Source organism: Pantoea sp. NPDC088449 (assembly GCF_044753225.1).
GTDB lineage: Bacteria > Pseudomonadota > Gammaproteobacteria > Enterobacterales > Enterobacteriaceae > Pantoea > Pantoea floridensis.
Window position 1 is genome coordinate 1446999 of record NZ_JBIVMT010000001.1, and the last position, 17318, is coordinate 1464316.

General features: G+C 57.1%; 16 protein-coding genes. 14 read left to right on the top strand and 2 right to left on the bottom strand.

Annotation, left to right across the window (positions count from 1 at the left end; genetic code table 11):
- Positions 1-48: 48 nt before the first annotated feature.
- Positions 49-1188, top strand: a complete 1140-nt coding sequence (locus tag ACIP6T_RS06875) for a MalY/PatB family protein (protein ID WP_400456083.1) — start codon at positions 49-51, stop codon at positions 1186-1188.
- On the opposite strand, the gene ACIP6T_RS06880 is transcribed toward ACIP6T_RS06875, so the two are convergent.
- Positions 1185-1745, bottom strand: a complete 561-nt coding sequence (locus ACIP6T_RS06880; RefSeq protein WP_097097059.1) for a VOC family protein — start codon at positions 1743-1745, stop codon at positions 1185-1187. The genes ACIP6T_RS06875 and ACIP6T_RS06880 overlap by 4 nt on opposite strands.
- Before the next feature lie 605 nt (positions 1746-2350).
- On the opposite strand from ACIP6T_RS06880, the gene argS reads away from it, so the two are divergent.
- The 5 genes from argS (at position 2351) to aroQ (ending at position 8459) form a co-directional block, all read left to right on the top strand.
- Complete coding sequence (gene argS, locus ACIP6T_RS06885; protein WP_097097058.1) at positions 2351-4081, top strand: arginine--tRNA ligase; 1731 nt, start codon at positions 2351-2353, stop codon at positions 4079-4081.
- A 454-nt stretch (positions 4082-4535) separates the two neighbouring features.
- On the top strand, positions 4536-5915 hold the full coding sequence (locus tag ACIP6T_RS06890; protein ID WP_400456085.1) for an MFS transporter: 1380 nt from the start codon (positions 4536-4538) through the stop codon (positions 5913-5915).
- A gap of 17 nt (positions 5916-5932) precedes the next feature.
- A complete protein-coding gene (locus ACIP6T_RS06895) occupies positions 5933-7192 on the top strand; it encodes a gallate dioxygenase (RefSeq protein WP_400456087.1) in 1260 nt (419 codons plus the stop codon).
- Positions 7192-8031, top strand: coding sequence for an amidohydrolase family protein (locus tag ACIP6T_RS06900; RefSeq protein ID WP_400456089.1), 840 nt, complete (start codon positions 7192-7194; stop codon positions 8029-8031). Before ACIP6T_RS06895 ends, ACIP6T_RS06900 begins: the two co-directional genes overlap by 1 nt.
- A complete protein-coding gene (gene aroQ, locus ACIP6T_RS06905) occupies positions 8028-8459 on the top strand; it encodes a type II 3-dehydroquinate dehydratase (RefSeq protein ID WP_400456091.1) in 432 nt (143 codons plus the stop codon). Before ACIP6T_RS06900 ends, aroQ begins: the two co-directional genes overlap by 4 nt.
- On the opposite strand, the gene ACIP6T_RS06910 is transcribed toward aroQ, so the two are convergent.
- A complete protein-coding gene (locus tag ACIP6T_RS06910; protein ID WP_400456093.1) occupies positions 8460-9686 on the bottom strand; it encodes a LysR family transcriptional regulator in 1227 nt (408 codons plus the stop codon).
- A gap of 128 nt (positions 9687-9814) precedes the next feature.
- Between ACIP6T_RS06910 and galB the strand changes: the two genes are divergently transcribed.
- The 8 genes from galB (at position 9815) to ACIP6T_RS06950 (ending at position 17277) form a co-directional block, all read left to right on the top strand.
- Positions 9815-10555: a 4-oxalmesaconate hydratase gene (galB, locus tag ACIP6T_RS06915; RefSeq protein WP_097097053.1), complete on the top strand. Its 741-nt coding sequence runs from the start codon at positions 9815-9817 to the stop codon at positions 10553-10555.
- Complete coding sequence (locus tag ACIP6T_RS06920) at positions 10552-11265, top strand: 4-carboxy-4-hydroxy-2-oxoadipate aldolase/oxaloacetate decarboxylase (protein ID WP_400456095.1); 714 nt, start codon at positions 10552-10554, stop codon at positions 11263-11265. Before galB ends, ACIP6T_RS06920 begins: the two co-directional genes overlap by 4 nt.
- 3 nt (positions 11266-11268) lie before the next feature.
- Entirely contained in the window at positions 11269-12357 is a 1089-nt protein-coding gene (locus ACIP6T_RS06925; RefSeq protein WP_400456097.1) for a 4-oxalomesaconate tautomerase, read from the top strand.
- Positions 12358-12360: 3 nt separating this feature from the next.
- Positions 12361-13245: a DUF1932 domain-containing protein gene (locus ACIP6T_RS06930; protein WP_400456099.1), complete on the top strand. Its 885-nt coding sequence runs from the start codon at positions 12361-12363 to the stop codon at positions 13243-13245.
- A gap of 115 nt (positions 13246-13360) precedes the next feature.
- Positions 13361-13816: a heme-binding protein gene (locus ACIP6T_RS06935; RefSeq protein WP_400456101.1), complete on the top strand. Its 456-nt coding sequence runs from the start codon at positions 13361-13363 to the stop codon at positions 13814-13816.
- A gap of 15 nt (positions 13817-13831) precedes the next feature.
- On the top strand, positions 13832-14359 hold the full coding sequence (locus tag ACIP6T_RS06940) for a sugar dehydrogenase complex small subunit (protein ID WP_097097048.1): 528 nt from the start codon (positions 13832-13834) through the stop codon (positions 14357-14359).
- Entirely contained in the window at positions 14352-15953 is a 1602-nt protein-coding gene (locus tag ACIP6T_RS06945) for a GMC family oxidoreductase (protein WP_400456103.1), read from the top strand. The genes ACIP6T_RS06940 and ACIP6T_RS06945 overlap by 8 nt, the downstream gene beginning before the upstream one ends.
- 10 nt (positions 15954-15963) lie before the next feature.
- A complete protein-coding gene (locus ACIP6T_RS06950) occupies positions 15964-17277 on the top strand; it encodes a c-type cytochrome (protein WP_400456105.1) in 1314 nt (437 codons plus the stop codon).
- Positions 17278-17318 lie beyond the last annotated feature (41 nt).

Genomic DNA, 17318 nt, shown 5'->3' on the forward strand with positions numbered 1-17318 from the left:
TGCTTCAGTTAATCTGCTTGATTGGATAGTTTACGTGGAACTCGCACAATGGCATTCGATTTTGATCAATGGATAGACCGTCGTCACAGCGATAGTTTGAAATGGCACAAATATGGCGATCGCGATGTGTTGCCGTTATGGGTGGCTGACACGGATTTCAGGTCTCCACCTGCCGTGATTGAGGCGATTAAAAAGCGTGCGGATCATGGCGTATTTGGCTACGGCGCAGCGCCAGACGGATTGATTGATATCACTCTTTCCCGCTTAGCGCAGCGCTACAACTGGCATATTGAGCCCGACTGGCTGGTGTTGCTGCCGGGCGTCGTATGCGGCTTGAATCTTTCGGTCCGCGCGTTCACAGAGTCTGGCCAGTCTACCGTTGCTCCCACGCCGATTTATCCCCCTTTTCGTACCGCTGCACAGTTGGCCGAGCGCACGCAGGTGAACCTACCCATGCGTCTGCAGGGCGATCGATGGGTCATGGATCTCAACACCAGCATCATGCAGGGAAATGAACGCCTGCTGATGTTATGCAATCCACATAATCCATGTGGCACGGTTTATCGTCGGGATGAGCTTGAGGCGCAGCTGGCGTTTGCACAGCAGCATGATTTGATTGTTTGCTCCGATGAAATTCATTGCGATTTATTGTTATCACCGGACGTGCACCATATTCCATTCGCGACGCTGAATGAGGATGCGGCACAGCGCAGTATTACCCTAATTTCCCCGTCAAAAAGCTTCAATATCGCAGGATTAGGCGCATCACTGGCGATCATTCCCAACCGCGAATTAAGACAACGCTTTAAGCAAGTCCGTGAAGGGATTGTGCCAGGCGTTGATATCCTGGCGCTCGTAGCGGCAGAGGCTGCGTGGCGGGATGGCGAGGAGTGGCTGACTGCCCAGCTCGATTATTTACGCGCCAATCGCGATCGATTGGTGGCACAGGTCAATGCCCTGCCAGCACTGCGCATGACTGCGCCGGAAGCAACCTATCTCGGCTGGATCGACGCCAGTCGACTCGCTGTCGACACTCCCGCGCTTTACTTTGAACAGCATGGGCTGGGCTTTTCACCTGGCGGCGATTTTGGGGATGATCGCTTTGTGCGCTTTAACTTTGGCTGCACCCGCGCCACGCTGGAGCAGGCGGTAACACGTTTGCAGCATGCGGTCGCTGCGCGTGGTTAATCCTGTTCGCTGGCAACGATCTCCTCTAATCGCCAGGGATGAAACTTAATGGTGGTTTGCCCGTCCGTAACGGCCAGCGTCGGGTTGGGCAAGCGCTCGTTCTCTCCTTTTGGCGCACTGGTCTTGAAAGAGATGCCAGGCTGCGTCAAAGCCTCATCGGAAAGCAAGGCCATCGCACGCTTACCCAGCGATTCCGGATCGCCGCGCAGCACAATCTCCACATGCTCCCACCCTTCATGGCGATAGAGTTTCTCGCCCGGCCACGGCAGTTCAATCACATCGACTTGCCAGCCGGCCAGGTTTAGCGGCTGATGCAGTTTAAACAGACAGATTGGACGCCCATTAATAATTGCCTGTGAAAACTGGTGCCCCATTTGCAAAAATCCGGCTTTCCAGCGTTCCGCTGTCGCAAACTGGTGGCAGCGCACCGCCACATGATCGGCTTCATGTTCCGCCAGATTAATGCCTAAACGTTCAGCAAAATGTTCAAGAGATTGTGCAAAACGCATCAGGTCTTGTTCTAAGTCATCCAGTTCCTGCGGAAAGTGGGTCTGCATCACGCCATTACCTCAATATCAGTTCACGTTTATTAATCAATATGAAATTTGATAAGTGTTGATTCCACTTGACAAAATTGTCGGATTCATCCGATTTCAGTGAAGAAATGCCCTAAAACAGCATAAATAGCCCATTCATTTCAGATTTATCGTTAAAACAGGTCCAGTAGTTACTTTATGAAAGTGACCTAACCTCCTGTTATTATTAATAATAGTTAATACAATGAGATAAGTCTTATTTAAGTTCCAAACAATTGCAGCTTGCTACCCTTTCTTATAAATTTGTGTTTCACCACTACAAGGAACGGCCTTATGTCTATGCTCATTGTTGTCGCGGTCCTGATTGCACTAATGGGATTTGCAATTTCCCGCCACTGGAAGGCCCGTGAAGACAAAACTGTTAAAAATCCTCGTCGTCACTCACGGCGCCGTTAATCGGCGCTGGAGGCCCGACGTGGCCACTCATAGCATACCGAAAAGCTGACGCAACTTAACATTTCACGTATACTTCCCCTCTTATTTTTCCGTCCCGCCGTACAGTTGTGGGATGACGACATCGGCTCGCCGCCTGCTGGCGGGCCTTTTCAGCATATGAAGGTAACGCGGTGAATATTCAGGCTCTTCTTTCCGACAAAGTCAGTCAGGCAATGGTAGCGGCGGGTGCGCCTGCCGATTGCGAACCTCAGGTTCGTCAGTCTGCGAAGGTGCAGTTCGGTGATTATCAGGCAAACGGTATCATGGCCGTGGCGAAAAAGCTTGGTCAGGCACCGCGACAACTGGCTGAGCAGGTGATTCAGCATCTGGATCTCACCGGTATCGCCAGCAAAGTTGAAATTGCCGGCCCCGGTTTTATCAATATCTTCCTTGATCGTCAGTGGTTAGCCGGGCAAACCGCCCAGGCGTTGCAGTTGCCACGTTTGGGTGTGAGCACCGTAAAACCACAAACTATCGTGATTGACTACTCCGCGCCCAATGTGGCGAAACAGATGCACGTGGGCCACGTGCGCTCCACCATCATTGGTGATGCAGCAGTGCGCACGCTGGAGTTTCTCGGACATCACGTTATCCGTGCCAACCACGTAGGTGATTGGGGCACGCAGTTTGGCATGCTGATCGCCTATCTGGAAAAGCAGCAGAACGAGAATCATGAAGCGATCGCGCTGGCCGATTTAGAAGCCTTTTATCGTGAAGCTAAAGTGACTTACGACGCGGACGAAGCCTTTGCCGAGCGCGCACGCAACTACGTAGTGAAACTGCAAGGCGGTGATGAATATTGCCGCAGTATGTGGAAGAAACTGGTTGATATCACTATGAGCCAGAACCAATTGGTTTATGACCGCCTTAATGTGACCCTGTCACGTAATGATGTGATGGGTGAAAGCCTGTACAACGATATGTTGCCGGGTATTGTCGCCGACCTGCGTGAAAAAGGTCTGGCAGTGACCAGCGAAGGCGCCACCGTGGTTTTCCTTGATGAGTTCAAAAACAAGGAAGGTGAACCGATGGGCGTGATCATCCAGAAGAAAGATGGCGGCTATCTCTATACCACCACCGATATCGCCTGTGCTAAATACCGTTACGAAACGCTGCATGCCGATCGCGTGCTTTACTACATTGATTCGCGCCAGCATCAGCATTTGCAGCAAGCATGGACCATCGTGCGCAAAGCTGGCTACGTGCCGGAATCCGTCCCGCTTGAACACCATGCGTTTGGCATGATGCTGGGCAAAGATGGCCGTCCGTTCAAAACCCGCAGCGGTGGCACCATTCGCCTGGCCGATCTGCTGGACGAAGCAGTGGAACGTGCGCATGCGCTGGTGAGTGAGAAAAATCCGGAGATGTCAGCGCAAGAGCTGAAAGATCTGTCAGAAGTGGTCGGTATCGGCGCAGTAAAATATGCCGACTTGTCGAAAAGCCGCACCACCGATTACATCTTCGATTGGGACAACATGCTGGCCTTTGAGGGTAATACCGCGCCCTATATGCAGTATGCCTATACGCGCGTGCTGTCGGTATTCCGCAAAGCGGGTATTGATGCCGATAGCCTGAGCGGCGACATCGTGCTGACCGAAGAGCGTGAAGCGCAGCTGGCAACGCGTCTGCTGCAGTTCGAAGAAGTGATTACTCAGGTCGCGCGCGACGGTACACCACACGTGATGTGTGCTTACCTGTATGAACTGGCGGGTCAATTCTCCGGCTTCTATGAACACTGCCCGATTCTTTCGGCTGAGGATGAGAATATCCGTCACAGCCGATTGCAGCTCGCCGCGTTAACCGCAAAGACGCTGAAACAAGGCCTCGATACGCTGGGCATTAAAACCGTCGAACGTATGTAATCTCTTCAGGCGGAGAATGTCTCGCGGCATTCTCCGCTTACTTACACGTCTATCCATCCCCTTTCGTTTTCATTCTCGTCGCCTATTTCCTACGCTGATGCCCGCCCTTTTTCACCCATAGTCCACCGATCTCACCACGCTTTTTCGTCTGCGTTCTCTCCATCCTCTTACGGCTTTTTTTCCTGAATCCGCGGATTTGAAAATTTACGACGCAGCTCACCAAATAAACAAAACTCATACCTTGATAACCATTTTATGGCAGACAAACCTACTCAGCCCCCCTAATTTGGTAATCGAACCCGAAACAAAAATACATTTAACAAGCTGTTTTAACAGCAAAAAATAATAATAACTCTCCCTGCCGTCGGGTTAAAGTGATGCCGTTAATGTCAATTAGCGCAGAGAAAAGGTTTAACCCAGCGATGTTATTAATAAAAAAATCAGAGCGTATCCTATGAGCAATCACGACATTATCGATGTAAAAGGCTGGATCGACGCCCGCCCGATCACCGGATACCAGTGGCTGACCCTTGCCCTGTGTTTCATCATCATCATGTTTGATGGCTATGACGCGGCAGCAATGGGCTTCATTGCACCAGCCCTGATTGAGGATTGGGGCATTAGTCATGCGGAAATGGGGCCGATTCTTGGCGCCGCCATGTTTGGCGTGGCAATCGGTGCGCTGATCGCCGGCCCGTGGTCCGACAAATTCGGCCGTAAAAGGGTGCTGCTGCTGTCAATCGCTGTCTTTGCCTGCTTTAGCCTGATGAGCGCTTTCGCTCGTACGCCGCTGGAAATGGGCGCGTTACGTTTTCTCACCGGCCTCGGTCTCGGGGCGGTCATGCCAAACTGCGTCACCCTCGTGTCGGAATACATGCCGGAACGCCGCCGCAGCCTGATGATCACCGTAATGTACAGCGGCTTTAATATTGGTTCCGGCCTGGGTGGTTTTATTGCTGCCGGCATGTTGCCGCACTATGGCTGGCAAGCGGTATTGGGCTTTGGCGGCCTGCTGCCACTGCTGATGTTGCCCCTCCTGCTGTGGCTGTTACCTGAATCGGCCATGTATATGGTGGTACGCAAAGTCAGTCGGGACAAAATTGCCGCCGTGCTTAAACGCCTCGGTGGTGAGTTCGCGGCAGGGACCGCCTTCGTTCTTAATGCCCCGGTGATCCCGAAGAAAGCCCAGGTGCTGCAACTGTTCAGCCGTGGTTATGCCGGCGGTACGCTGGTGTTGTGGCTGACTTATTTTATGGGACTGTTTGTCATCTACCTGCTCAACGGCTGGTTGCCGACCATTATGCGGTCCGGCGGCGTGACGCTGGAGCGCGCAGCGATTGTTGCCGGCTTATTCCAGCTGGGCGGCACGGTTGGCGGCCTGCTGGTAGGCGGGTTGATGGATCGTTTTAAAGCTAAATACGTGATTGCTCTGTTCTATCTGCTGGGCAGTTTCTGCCTGGCATCGCAGGGAATCTGGGGCTTTGGTCCTACGGTGCTGGCACTGCTGGTGTTCATGGCGGGTATTTGCATCAACGGGGCGCAAACCGGATTGCAGGCATTTTCTCCCGCATTCTACCCCACCGAAATGCGTGCCACTGGCGTGTGCTGGATGCACGGTATTGGCCGTAGCGGTGCCATTATCAGCTCTTCTCTGGGCGGCGTGCTGCTCGGCGTTTTTCCTGGGCAAACCGCTATTTTTATCGTTTTGTCGCTCCCGGCAGTTTTGGCGGCACTCTCCATCACCCGACATCACCCTGCGCAGGTGACGCGTCAGGTCAAAGGCATCGACCTTAATGACCTGCCGTCCCTGTCGCGTACCCTGAATAATCGATGAAATAGAGGTCACAACTCATGGCTAAAATCATAGGCGGTCTGGCAATTTCTCATACCCCCACCATTGGCTTCGCGGTCGATCACAACAAACAGCAGGAAGGCGCATGGGCGCCAATATTCGATGGCTTTGCGCCGATGCAGCGCTGGCTGGAAGAGAAGAAACCGGATGTGCTGCTGTATGTGTTTAACGATCACGTTACCTCGTTCTTTTTCGATCACTACTCGGCCTTTGTACTGGGCATTGATGATGAATATGCCGTCGCCGATGAAGGTGGCGGACCGCGCGATTTGCCGCCGGTAAAAGGCCATGCGGCGCTGTCGCAGCATATTGGTGCCAGCCTGATGGCCGATGAGTTCGATATGTCATTCTTCCAGGACAAAGCACTGGATCACGGGCTATTTTCTCCGCTTTCGGCGCTGGCACCGTGGCAAAGCGGCTGGCCAATGCAGGTGGTTCCGCTGGCGGTGGGCGTTTTACAGTTCCCGATTCCAACGGCGCGCCGTTGCTATAAATTGGGTCAGGCGCTGAAACGCGCAGTGGAGAGTTTCCCGGAGGATCTGAAGGTTGCGGTGGTGGCGACCGGTGGCGTTTCTCATCAGGTGCACGGCGAGCGCTGCGGCTTCAATAATCCAGAATGGGATGCGCAGTTTATCGATCTGCTGATCAACGATCCTGAACGCCTGACCGAAATCACTCTGGCGGAATACGCCACGCTCGGCGGTCTGGAAGGTGCGGAAGTGATTATGTGGCTGATCATGCGCGGTGCGCTGTCGGCTAACGTCGAGAAGTTGCATCAGGACTATTATCTGCCTTCGATGACCGGCATCGCCACGCTAATCCTCGAAAACCAGTCGCGTGAGGCACCGGTAGATGTACATCAGCGCCAGCGCGACAAGATTAATCTGCAGCTGAGCGGTGTGGAAAAACTGCCAGGCACCTATCCCTTTACCCAGGCGCGCAGCCTGAAAGCGCTGCGAATCAACCGCTTCCTGCACCGCATGATTCAACCTGAATGGCGTAAGCGGTTCCGCGAAGCCCCGCAGGCGCTGTATCAGGAAGCGGGTTTAACCGCTGAAGAGCAAGCACTCATCACCCAGCTCGACTGGCGCGGCATGATCCATTATGGCGTCAGTTTCTTCCTGCTGGAAAAACTCGGCGCGGTGGTTGGCGTCTCTAACCTGCATATCTACTCGGCGATGCGTGGCGAAACGCTGGAGCAGTTCCAGCAGACGCGCAATCAACAAGTGCTCTATTCGGTGGCGGGGAAAGCAGACTGATGTTTACGCAACCGGTCATCGACTGCCATCACCACGTTTTTGACCCTAAAAACTTTCCCTGGGCGCCCGAAAGCGCCTATAACCCAGACGGGCACGAGCTGGCAACGCCGGATTACTATCGCGCCGTGATGCAGGCCTACAACATCCGCCACTCGCTGATTGTCGGTCCAACCTCGGGTTACAACACCGACAACCGCTGCCTGCTGGATACCATCAAACGCGGTGAAGGCCGTTTTAAGGGCATTGCGGTTACGCCGCGTGATGTGGATAGCGATACGCTCGCATGCCTGAAATCACAGGGCATTGTCGGTGTAGCGCTTAACGTGGCGATGTTGGGCACCGAACCGTTTATTCAGCTGGATGGCCTGATGGGCAGGCTAGCGGAGCTGGATCTGTTTGCCCAAATCCAGGTGCAAAACGACCAGCTACTGGCACTGATGCCGCTACTGTCACGCACCCGCACGCGCCTGCTGATTGACCATTCGGGTCGGCCGGATGTGGGCGCAGGCTTAGCACAACCGGCGTTTCAGGCGCTGCTGTCGCTGGCCGGTCAGCAACGCACCAGCGTCAAGCTCTCCGGGCTGGCGAAATTCTCCCGCCAGCCGTATCCCTTTAGCGATGGTCATCCTTATTTGCTGGCTTTGCTGGACGCTTTCGGCGCGGAAAACTGCATGTGGGGCTCGGACTGGCCCTTCCTGCGCGCTACTGAACGCATGGATATGGGCACGCAACTGCTGCTCATCGAACAGCTGATCCCCGATGAAAAGAGCCGCCGTCAGGTGCTGTGGCACACGCCGCAGCGGCTGTTTGGTTTTACTGAATTACAGGAGTCACGATGAGAACCATCTATGTTTTGAACGGCCCGAACCTCAATTTACTGGGCACCCGCGAGCCGGAAACCTACGGCTCCGACACGCTGCAAAGCGTGGAAGCGCTATGCCGCGCAACGGCGGAAGAGCTCGGCGTGGCGATTGAGTTTCGTCAGACCAACCACGAAGGTGAAATGATCGAGTGGATACAGCAGGCGCGCCTACAGGCGCAGGCGCTGGTGATCAATCCGGCGGCATGGACGCACACCTCGGTAGCGAACCGCGATGCCGTTACCGGCGTGGCGCTGCCGCTATGGGAAGTGCACATTACCAACGTGCACAAACGTGAACCCTTTCGTCACCACTCCTATCTTTCGGACGTGGCGCAGGGTGTGATCTGCGGCTACGGTATACGCGGCTACCGCTATGCGTTGATGGAAGCGGCGCGCGTAAGCTGACTATTCACCCTGCCCGCACACTTCACGCAGGCAGCGGATCAACGCATCCGCTGCCGGAGAGTGCAGGCAGCCTGCGCGCACCGTCAGCCCGATGGCGCGTTCGGTATCCGGCAACGGCACCGGCAACGCCACCAGCGCGCCGGAGGCCAGCTCAACTTCCAGCTGATGGGCGGAGACGGCCGCCAGCATATCGGACTGCAGCAGCAAGCCACGCACCAGTGCCAGATCGCCGGTTTCTACCACCGGATCCGGCGCCGGAATGCCCATCGCCTGGAAACTGTTATTCAGCAGATAGCGCGCTGGCGTTGCCGAACGCGGCAACACCCAACGCGCAGCGCGCAGATCGTCGGTAGCAATCTCACGTCCCACCAGCGGATGATCGTGGCGCGCCAGCAACACCATACGCTCTGAGAACAGTGTTTCTCGCGTAACGTCTAGCGCCTCTTCATCGCGACGCAGCGCACCAAAGATAAAATCAACATCGCCGGAGCGCATTTCCGCGGCCAGCACGCCAAAGGCGCTTTCACTGGTCACCACGCGAACCCCCGGATAACGCGCCGTCAGCATCACGATCGCCTGCGGCAATATCCGCGTGCGACCCAGCGGCAAGGCACCGACGCGCACTGTCCCCTCCAGAATCCCACTGCGTGCGGCAATATCAGCTGGAATATGGCGCAGTTCATTCAGCGCACGTCGCACGTTAGGCTCGATTTCCCGTCCAGCGAGTGAAGGCATCATGCCTTGTGGCGTGCGTTCCAGCAGCGCGATACCTGCTCCATTTTCCAGCACGCGCAGTGCGGCACTCACTGCAGGTTGGCTGAGTTCGAGACGTGTCGCCACCGTCTGCATATGTCGTGTCTGACATAAGGTGATAAAAATTTGCAGGCGCCGCACGTTGAACAACCACAGCGGTTCGGCATCGCTACGCTGTGCGCCACGCCCCTGCAGTTTAGCCAGGCGCTGCGGTACCTGATGCAACTCCTCAATCGCGCGTAAGGCGCGCGGCAGTACACATTTGCCGAAGTCAGTCAGCATCATGCCGCCAGCGTGGCGCTCAAACAGCGTGACGCCTAACGTGACTTCAAGGTCGCGAATGGCGCGCGTAATCGCCGACTGGGTGCGAAATAATTCATCTGCCGCACGAGAAACACTGCCCTGCGCAACTACCTGACAAAAGGCTCTGATTTGCATCAAGTTTGTCAGTTCCTGACTCGCATTTTTCGCCATCTTTCCCTGCCCACTTTCTCCACCGATCGATGTCGCAATATAAATAAAACGCATACCCGCTGCAATCAAATGAATTATCCGCACCGCGCCCGCAGTGACAGCATGGAAAAAACAGCGGAGGACAAAACATGACCGAAAATACAGCTAAAAAAACCGCGCTGGTGGTCAGCGCGCACTCAGCAGATTTCGTCTGGCGCGCGGGTGGCGCCATCGCGCTTCATCATGCACAGGGCTACGCGGTGCACGTTGTCTGTCTCTCATTTGGCGAACGCGGTGAATCGGCCAAGCTGTGGCGTAAAGGGGAGATGAGCGAAGAGAAAGTGAAAACTGCCCGGCGCAGCGAGGCGCAGGCGGCGGCCGACATTCTGGGGGCCAGCATCGAGTTTTTTGACCTTGGCGATTATCCGCTGCGTGCCGACAAAGAAACCCTGTTCCGCCTGGCCGATGTTTATCGTCGGGTGCAGCCGCACTTTGTCCTGACCCACTCATTGCAGGATCCCTACAACTACGATCACCCGATGGCCACACACCTTGCGCAGGAAGCGCGCATTATCGCCCAGGCTGAAGGTTATCGTCCGGGCGAAAAAATCGTTGGCGCACCGCCGGTTTACTGCTTCGAACCGCATCAGCCAGAGCAGTGCAACTGGAAACCGGATGTGCTGCTGGATATCACCTCAGTGTGGGATAAAAAATATCAGGCGATTCAGTGCATGGCCGGGCAGGAACATCTGTGGGAATACTACACGCGCGTCGCACAGCAGCGCGGCGTGCAGGCCAAGCGCAACGTCGGGATCACCAGCCAGCGCGATATCGTTTATGGCGAAGGCTATCAAAGCATCTTCCCACGCGTAACGGAGGATTTGGCATGAGCCTCATCGGTAAAAAAGGCGTGGCGGTGCGCACTATTCAACGTGCTGCTGCTGCAGATATCGACGCCCTGGCCCGCTCAGGTGTCGCCACCGTGCACGAAGCGCAGGGGCGCACAGGCTTGCTCGATCCCGCCATTCGCCCCATTCAGCAGGATTGTGGCATTGCTGGCAGTGCAATCACCGTGCTGGTGGCACCAGGCGATAACTGGATGTTCCACGTGGCGGTGGAATTGTGTCAGCCGGGCGATGTGCTGGTGGTAGCGCCCACTTCACCGTGCAGTGACGGCTTTTTTGGCGATCTGCTGGCAACCTCGCTTCAGTCGCGCGGCGTACGCGGACTGGTGGCGGATGTGGGGGTGCGCGATAGCCGCACGCTGCGCGCAATGGGTTTCGCGGTCTGGTCGCGTGCGGTGTATGCGCAAGGCACCGTGAAAGAGACGCTCGGTTCGGTCAATGTCCCGCTCGTGTGCGCCGGACAGCTGGTCTGGCCCGGTGACGTGATCGTGGCCGACGACGACGGCGTGGTAGTGGTGCCACGCAGTAACGCCACCAGCGTGGCGGAAAAAGCGCGTCAGCGTGAAGCGCTAGAGGAGAGTAAACGCACCCGCCTGGCAGACGGTGAGCTGGGGCTGGATATTTACCAGATGCGCCCGCGCCTGGCGGAAAAAGGCCTGCGCTATCTCGACACGCTTGATCAACCGGAGGAGTAAGCCATGCGCCAGCGTCGCATTCCCTGTTTATTGATGCGCGGCGGCACCTCAAAAGCCGCCTGCTTTCTGGCGCAGGATCTGCCAGCCGATCCCACGGCGCGTGACCGGGTGCTGCTGGCGGTAATGGGATCGCCTGATATTCGCCAGATCGATGGCCTGGGTGGCGCCGATCCGCTGACCAGCAAAGTGGCGATCGTCAGCGCGCCCAGCCGCGACGATGCCGATGTCGACTACCTGTTTGCCCAGGTCAACGTCGATCAACCCCGCGTCGATTACGGGCAAAACTGCGGCAATATTCTCGCTGCCGTTGGGCCCTTCGCGGTCGAACGCGGGCTGGTTGCGCCGGGCCGTGAACGCACCACGGTGCGCATCTTTATGCAGAACACCGGGCAAATTGCTGAGGCAGCGTTCGCCACGCCCGGCGGGGAAGTCGACTATGACGGCGAACTGCGCATCGACGGCGTACCGGGCACGGCGGGCGAGATCGCCCTCACCTTTAACGATATTGCGGGATCGAGCTGTGGCGCCCTGCTGCCGACCGGTCAACCGCGCGATCGCTTTGACGGCATCGACGTCACCTGCATCGACAACGGTATGCCGGTAATCCTGGTGCGTGCTGCGGATGTCAATCGCAGCGGCTATGAAAGTCGCGAAGCGTTGGATAACGACAGCGAGCTGAAACAGCGGCTGGAGTCGATTCGGCTGCAGGCCGGGCCGCGCATGAATCTGGGTGATGTCAGCCAGCGCACGGTGCCGAAAGTGACTCTACTGGCTGAGGCACGCCACGGCGGCGCGATCAGCTCACGCACCTTTATTCCCCACCGCTGCCACGCCTCGATTGGCGTGCTCGGCGCGGTGAGCGTCGCCAGCGCCTGTCTGATCCCGGGTAGCGTCGCCGACGGCCTGGCGCGCACCAGCGATGCGCCTCAGCAGCGCCTAAGCGTGGAACACCCGAGCGGTGAGTTCAGCGTACTGCTACAGCGCAGCGGTGATAACCCACTGGCGGGCTGCGGTTTGCTGCGCACCGCACGTGCGATTTTTGCCGGTGAAGTGTTGATTCCAGCGGCGATCTGGCCTTTCAGCAAGGAGTAGTTGATGAACATCACTTTTATCGGTTTTGGCGAAGCGGGCGGCATTCTGGCCCATGACTTACAGGCGCAGGGCAATGCGATAACGGTATGGGATCGTAAAGCCCTTGAGGCGGAGAACCTGCCCGCGCTACGGCAAAAAGCGCAGCACAGCGGCGTGCGGCTGGCCGACTCACTGGCTGAAGCGTTGCGGGATGCCGCGCTGGTGCTCTCCACGGTGACCGCATCGCAGGCGCTAAACGTGGCGCAGCAGGCCGCACCGCTATTGCGGGCCGGGCAGCATTTTCTCGATCTTAACTCAGTGGCGCCGCATACCAAACGTGCCGCGGCTGAAGCGATTAACGCCGCCGGTGCCAGCTATATTGACGTGGCGGTAATGGCGCCGGTACCGCCCAAGCGGCTGGACACCCCGCTGCTGATCGGCGGCGTTCAGGCAGCTCAAGTACAGCTGCTGCTACAACAGCTCGGTTGCAACAGCCGCATGCTGGGTAGCGAAGTGGGTGAAGCTTCGGCGATCAAGATGTGCCGTAGCGTGATGATTAAAGGATTGGAAGCGCTGACCACTGAATGCCTGAGCGCAGCACGACAGTACGGCGTCGAGCAAGCGGTACTTGACTCGCTGCACGCCAGTTTTCCTTCGCTGGGCTGGAACGATCAGCTGCCGCACTACCTGATTAGCCGCGTGGCGGAGCACGGCCAGCGACGTGCGGAAGAGATGCAGGAAGTGGTGAAAACACTGCAAGACGTCAAGGTGCCGGCCGCGATGAGCGCAGCAATTGTTGCCACACAGCAAGGGCTGATAGATGCGTTAAACGCCCGCTCCCTGCGCTATCAACAACTGACACCGTTCATCTGGCAAGAGACGCTGGATAAGATCTATCCACCTCAATGAGTTATACGGATAGCGGTATGCGTTTTGTTTATCGGCAATTGTTTACATTTTTGCAACAGCGTAGCGTAAGCGAGACGAGAAGCACGTTTATAACAATAAATATCGGAAGCAAAAAATGAAGAGTAGAACATCTGTCGCCCTTTCCCTGCTGCTGGCAGCGGGCGCTGGCCAGGCCAGCGCCGCCGCGCTGGACGCCAGCCTCACCAATCAGGTTATGACCCGTGTAAAAAATAGCATCAGCGCGCAGCACAGCACCGGCTGCGTGGCCGTGGTTGATGCCAGCGGCACGCTGCTGGCCTTCCAGCGCCTTGACGGCGCCTCGCCGGGTTGTGTCGATGCCGCGATAGGTAAAGCCCGCACCTCGGCGTTGTATCACACCCCCTCGCTGAAATTTATGCAGCGCTTACAGAGTGGCGAAACCACCGTTCTCGCCATCCCGCATGCCGTCGCACTCGGCGGGGGGTTCCCGCTCCAGCTGCAGAGTGAAATGGTCGGTGCCGTTGGCGTCAGCACCCCCAAACAGGAACTGGATAATCAGGCTTCAGAGGCTGCCGCTCAGGCGCTGAAATAACTTTCGGGGATTTCCATGATGACTCTTTCACGCCGCCGGCTATTGACCGGCACGGCGGGCCTGCTGGTGGCTGGCGTCCTGAGGCAGGTGCTGCCCGGCAACCTCGCTTTCGCGGCCCCCCCGCTGGCCGCCGCGGTTGCACCCTCCGCCAGTTTTCGCGCAATTTCCGTCACCCTCACCGGGCTGGAACAGCCGGATACGCTACTGGCACAGCGCCTGTACAGCTGGCTGCACGACCATGTCCCGCAGTTGGATAGCCAACTTGATACGCTCAGCACGCTACTGCAACAGCAACCGGTCGCCAACGGCGGCACGCTTCTGACGCTGTTGAGTACCCAACCCAAAGCCCTGAACGATCTTTATCAGGCGCTGGTTTCCGGTTGGTATCTGGGCGTCGTCGGCCCGCTGCCAAGGCCGCAGTGCATCGCCTTTGAAAATATTGTCAGCTATCAACTGGTACGCGATTCGCTGTTACCCCCGAGCTATGCGCCGGGACAACCTAACTTCTGGACGCAGCCGCCAGCAAGGAGAGCACATGTCTGATTCATTAAGCGCCGATGTGGTGGTGATCGGAGCCGGTATTGCCGGTTCACTGGCGGCACTGAAGATGGCCAACGCCGGCGCCTCGGTACTCATGTTGGAATCCGGCCCGGAGATTGAGCGCGATCGGGCAGTAGAATATTTCCGCAACTCGCCGTTTAAAGGCGATTTCACTGAACCCTATCCGCCGCAGCCGTGGGCGCCGCAGCCGAAGTTCATCCCCAGCGATAACAATTACCTGATCCAGAAAGGCCCGGATCCCTATCGCGCCCAATATCTGCGCGGCACCGGCGGCACCACCTGGCACTGGGCGGGACAGGCTTTCCGTCTGTTGCCTAACGATATGCGTATTCAATCACTGTACGGCATTGGCCGCGACTGGCCGATCAGCTATGCCGAGCTGGAACCCTACTACTGCGACGCCGAGTATCAGATGGGCGTTTCTGGCGACAGCGATTTGGCTTCGCCGCGCTCACGTCCTTACCCGCTACCAGGCATTCCGCTGCCGTACGGTTTTGATCGCCTGAAGCAGCGTCTCGGTCCGCTGGGTTATGAGGTTGGCATTGGTCCACAGGCGCGCAACAGCATCGCTTATGATGGTCGCCCGGCCTGCTGTGGCAACAATAATTGCATGCCGGTGTGTCCGATTGATGCGCAATATCACGGTGGTATTGCCGCCCGTAAGGCGCTGGATGCCGGCGTGAAAATTGTCACCAACGCGGTGGTGTTTCGCATTGAAGCTGACGATAAAGGGACAATTCAGGCGGTACATTACCTCGATCAAAACAAAGCGCGCCATCGCGTCACCGGCAAACAGTTTGTCCTGACGGCGAACGGCATCGAGAGCCCGAAAATCTTGCTGCTTTCCACCAGCGAACGCTATCCGCACGGCATCGCCAACCGTTCCGGTATGGTGGGCCGTAATCTGATGGATCATCCGGGATCGTCGGTGGAGTTTTACGCTGATGAACCGGTGTGGTTTGGTCGTGGGCCGATGCGGCCAGGCAGCATTAACAACCTACGGGATGGCGATTTCCGTGCTGAACGCTCGGCGCTGCGCATCGATCTGTCCAACACCTCACCGGTGCGCTATCTCACCGAACGTCTGGTGCGTCAGGGTTACTACGGCCAGGCGCTCAACGACAAGCTGGCCTTCCAGGCCGAGCGTTTTGTCCAGCTGAAGTGCCTGCTGGAGATGCTGCCGGAACCGCAAAACCGCGTCACGCTGAGCAAAACGGAAAAGGATGCCTGGGGCATTCCACGCCTGGAGGTTCATTACCGCTTCCCGGAGTACGTGCATCGCGGTTATGACCAGTCGATGGTCGACTTCCAACGTATGGTTAAACAGATGGGCGGAACGGAGGCGATTTACAGTCCGCGCGGCGTTTACGATAACAACCAGCATATTACCGGCACCATGATTATGGGCAGTAATCCACAGGATTCGGTGGTAGATGGCCACTGCCGAACTCACGACCACCCGAATCTGTTTATCGCCGGCACCGGCATCATGCCCTCGGCGTCGACGGTCAATTCCACCCTGACCGGTACCGCGCTAGCGCTGCGCATGGCCGATAGCGTGCTGGCAAGCTTGTAAGGAGCATCCGATGAAACCTGTAGTTCTTCAGGCCGCTATCGCGCTGCTCCTGATGCAGTGTGCAGTAGCGCAGGCGGCAGACAACGACGCGCAGATTAAACGCGGTGAATATCTGGCACGCGCCAGCGATTGTACCGCCTGCCATACCGCCACCAACGGTCCACTCTTTGGCGGCGGCTATGCCGTCAGTACCCCTTTCGGTCAGATTTGGGGCAGCAATATCTCATCCGATAAGCAGTTTGGTATTGGTAGCTGGAGTGACGATCAGTTCGTTGCTGCGGTGCGCGATGGCATTGGCAAAAACGGCGAACAGCTCTATCCAGCGATGCCGTATGACTCTTTCACCAAAATGAAGCGCGATGATGTGTTGGCGATCAAAGCGTATCTGCTGTCGATGCCACCGGTTCATCAGGCGTCACCGCAAACCGACCTGCCGTTCCCGTTCAACCAGCGTTGGGGCATGCGCTTCTGGAAGTGGTTTAATTTCGAGAAGGGCGAATTACAGAACGATGCGCAGCAGAGCGCGCAGTGGAATAACGGTCGCTATTTGGTCGAGGCATTGGCGCACTGCGGCACCTGTCATACGCCGCGTAATCTGACCATGGGCATGGACAGCGATAAAGCGCTGGCCGGTGGCGATCTCGGCGGCTGGATGGCGTACAACATTACCCCGGACAAACAGGCAGGCATTGGCAGCTGGAGCCAGCAGCAGCTGGTGACCTACCTAAAAACCGGCTTTGTTGCCAATAAAGCCAGCGCCTCTGGCCCGATGGCAGAAGCGATTGAGCACAGTCTGCAATATCTGCCGGACAGTGACCTGCAGGATATCGCTACCTATTTGCGCACCGTTAAGCCACAGCCGGATAAGCAGCAAAGCCAGCCGCGCGACAGTTGGGGACAGCCCTCAACGGCGCTGATTGCTCTGCGCGGCGCAGACGACGCAACGCGCAACGCGCAGCCCGGCGCGGTGCTGTTTGCCGGTAACTGCGCCAGCTGTCACGGCGCGGAAGGTGCGGGATCGGGCACGGGCTTCCATGCTTATCCATCGCTGTTCCATCACACCAGCACCGGCGCGGCTGATGGGCGCAATGTGGTATCCGTGATCCTCAACGGCGTGCGCCGCCATATGCGCGCAGGTGAAGTGTTTATGCCCGCCTTTGCGCCGGAGCTGAGCGATCAGCAGGTGGCTGACGTCAGTAACTTTGTCAGCCAGCAGTTTGGCAACCCGGCCGCGGCTAAGGTGAGTGCAAAGCAGGTTAAGGCATTGAGGCAGGATGCAAAGCTGGCTTTGCCCCCCATCTTTAGTCAGGGGGATAAACCTTAATCGCGGCTATCGGCGGCGCGATAAGCGTCGCCGATAGTTTA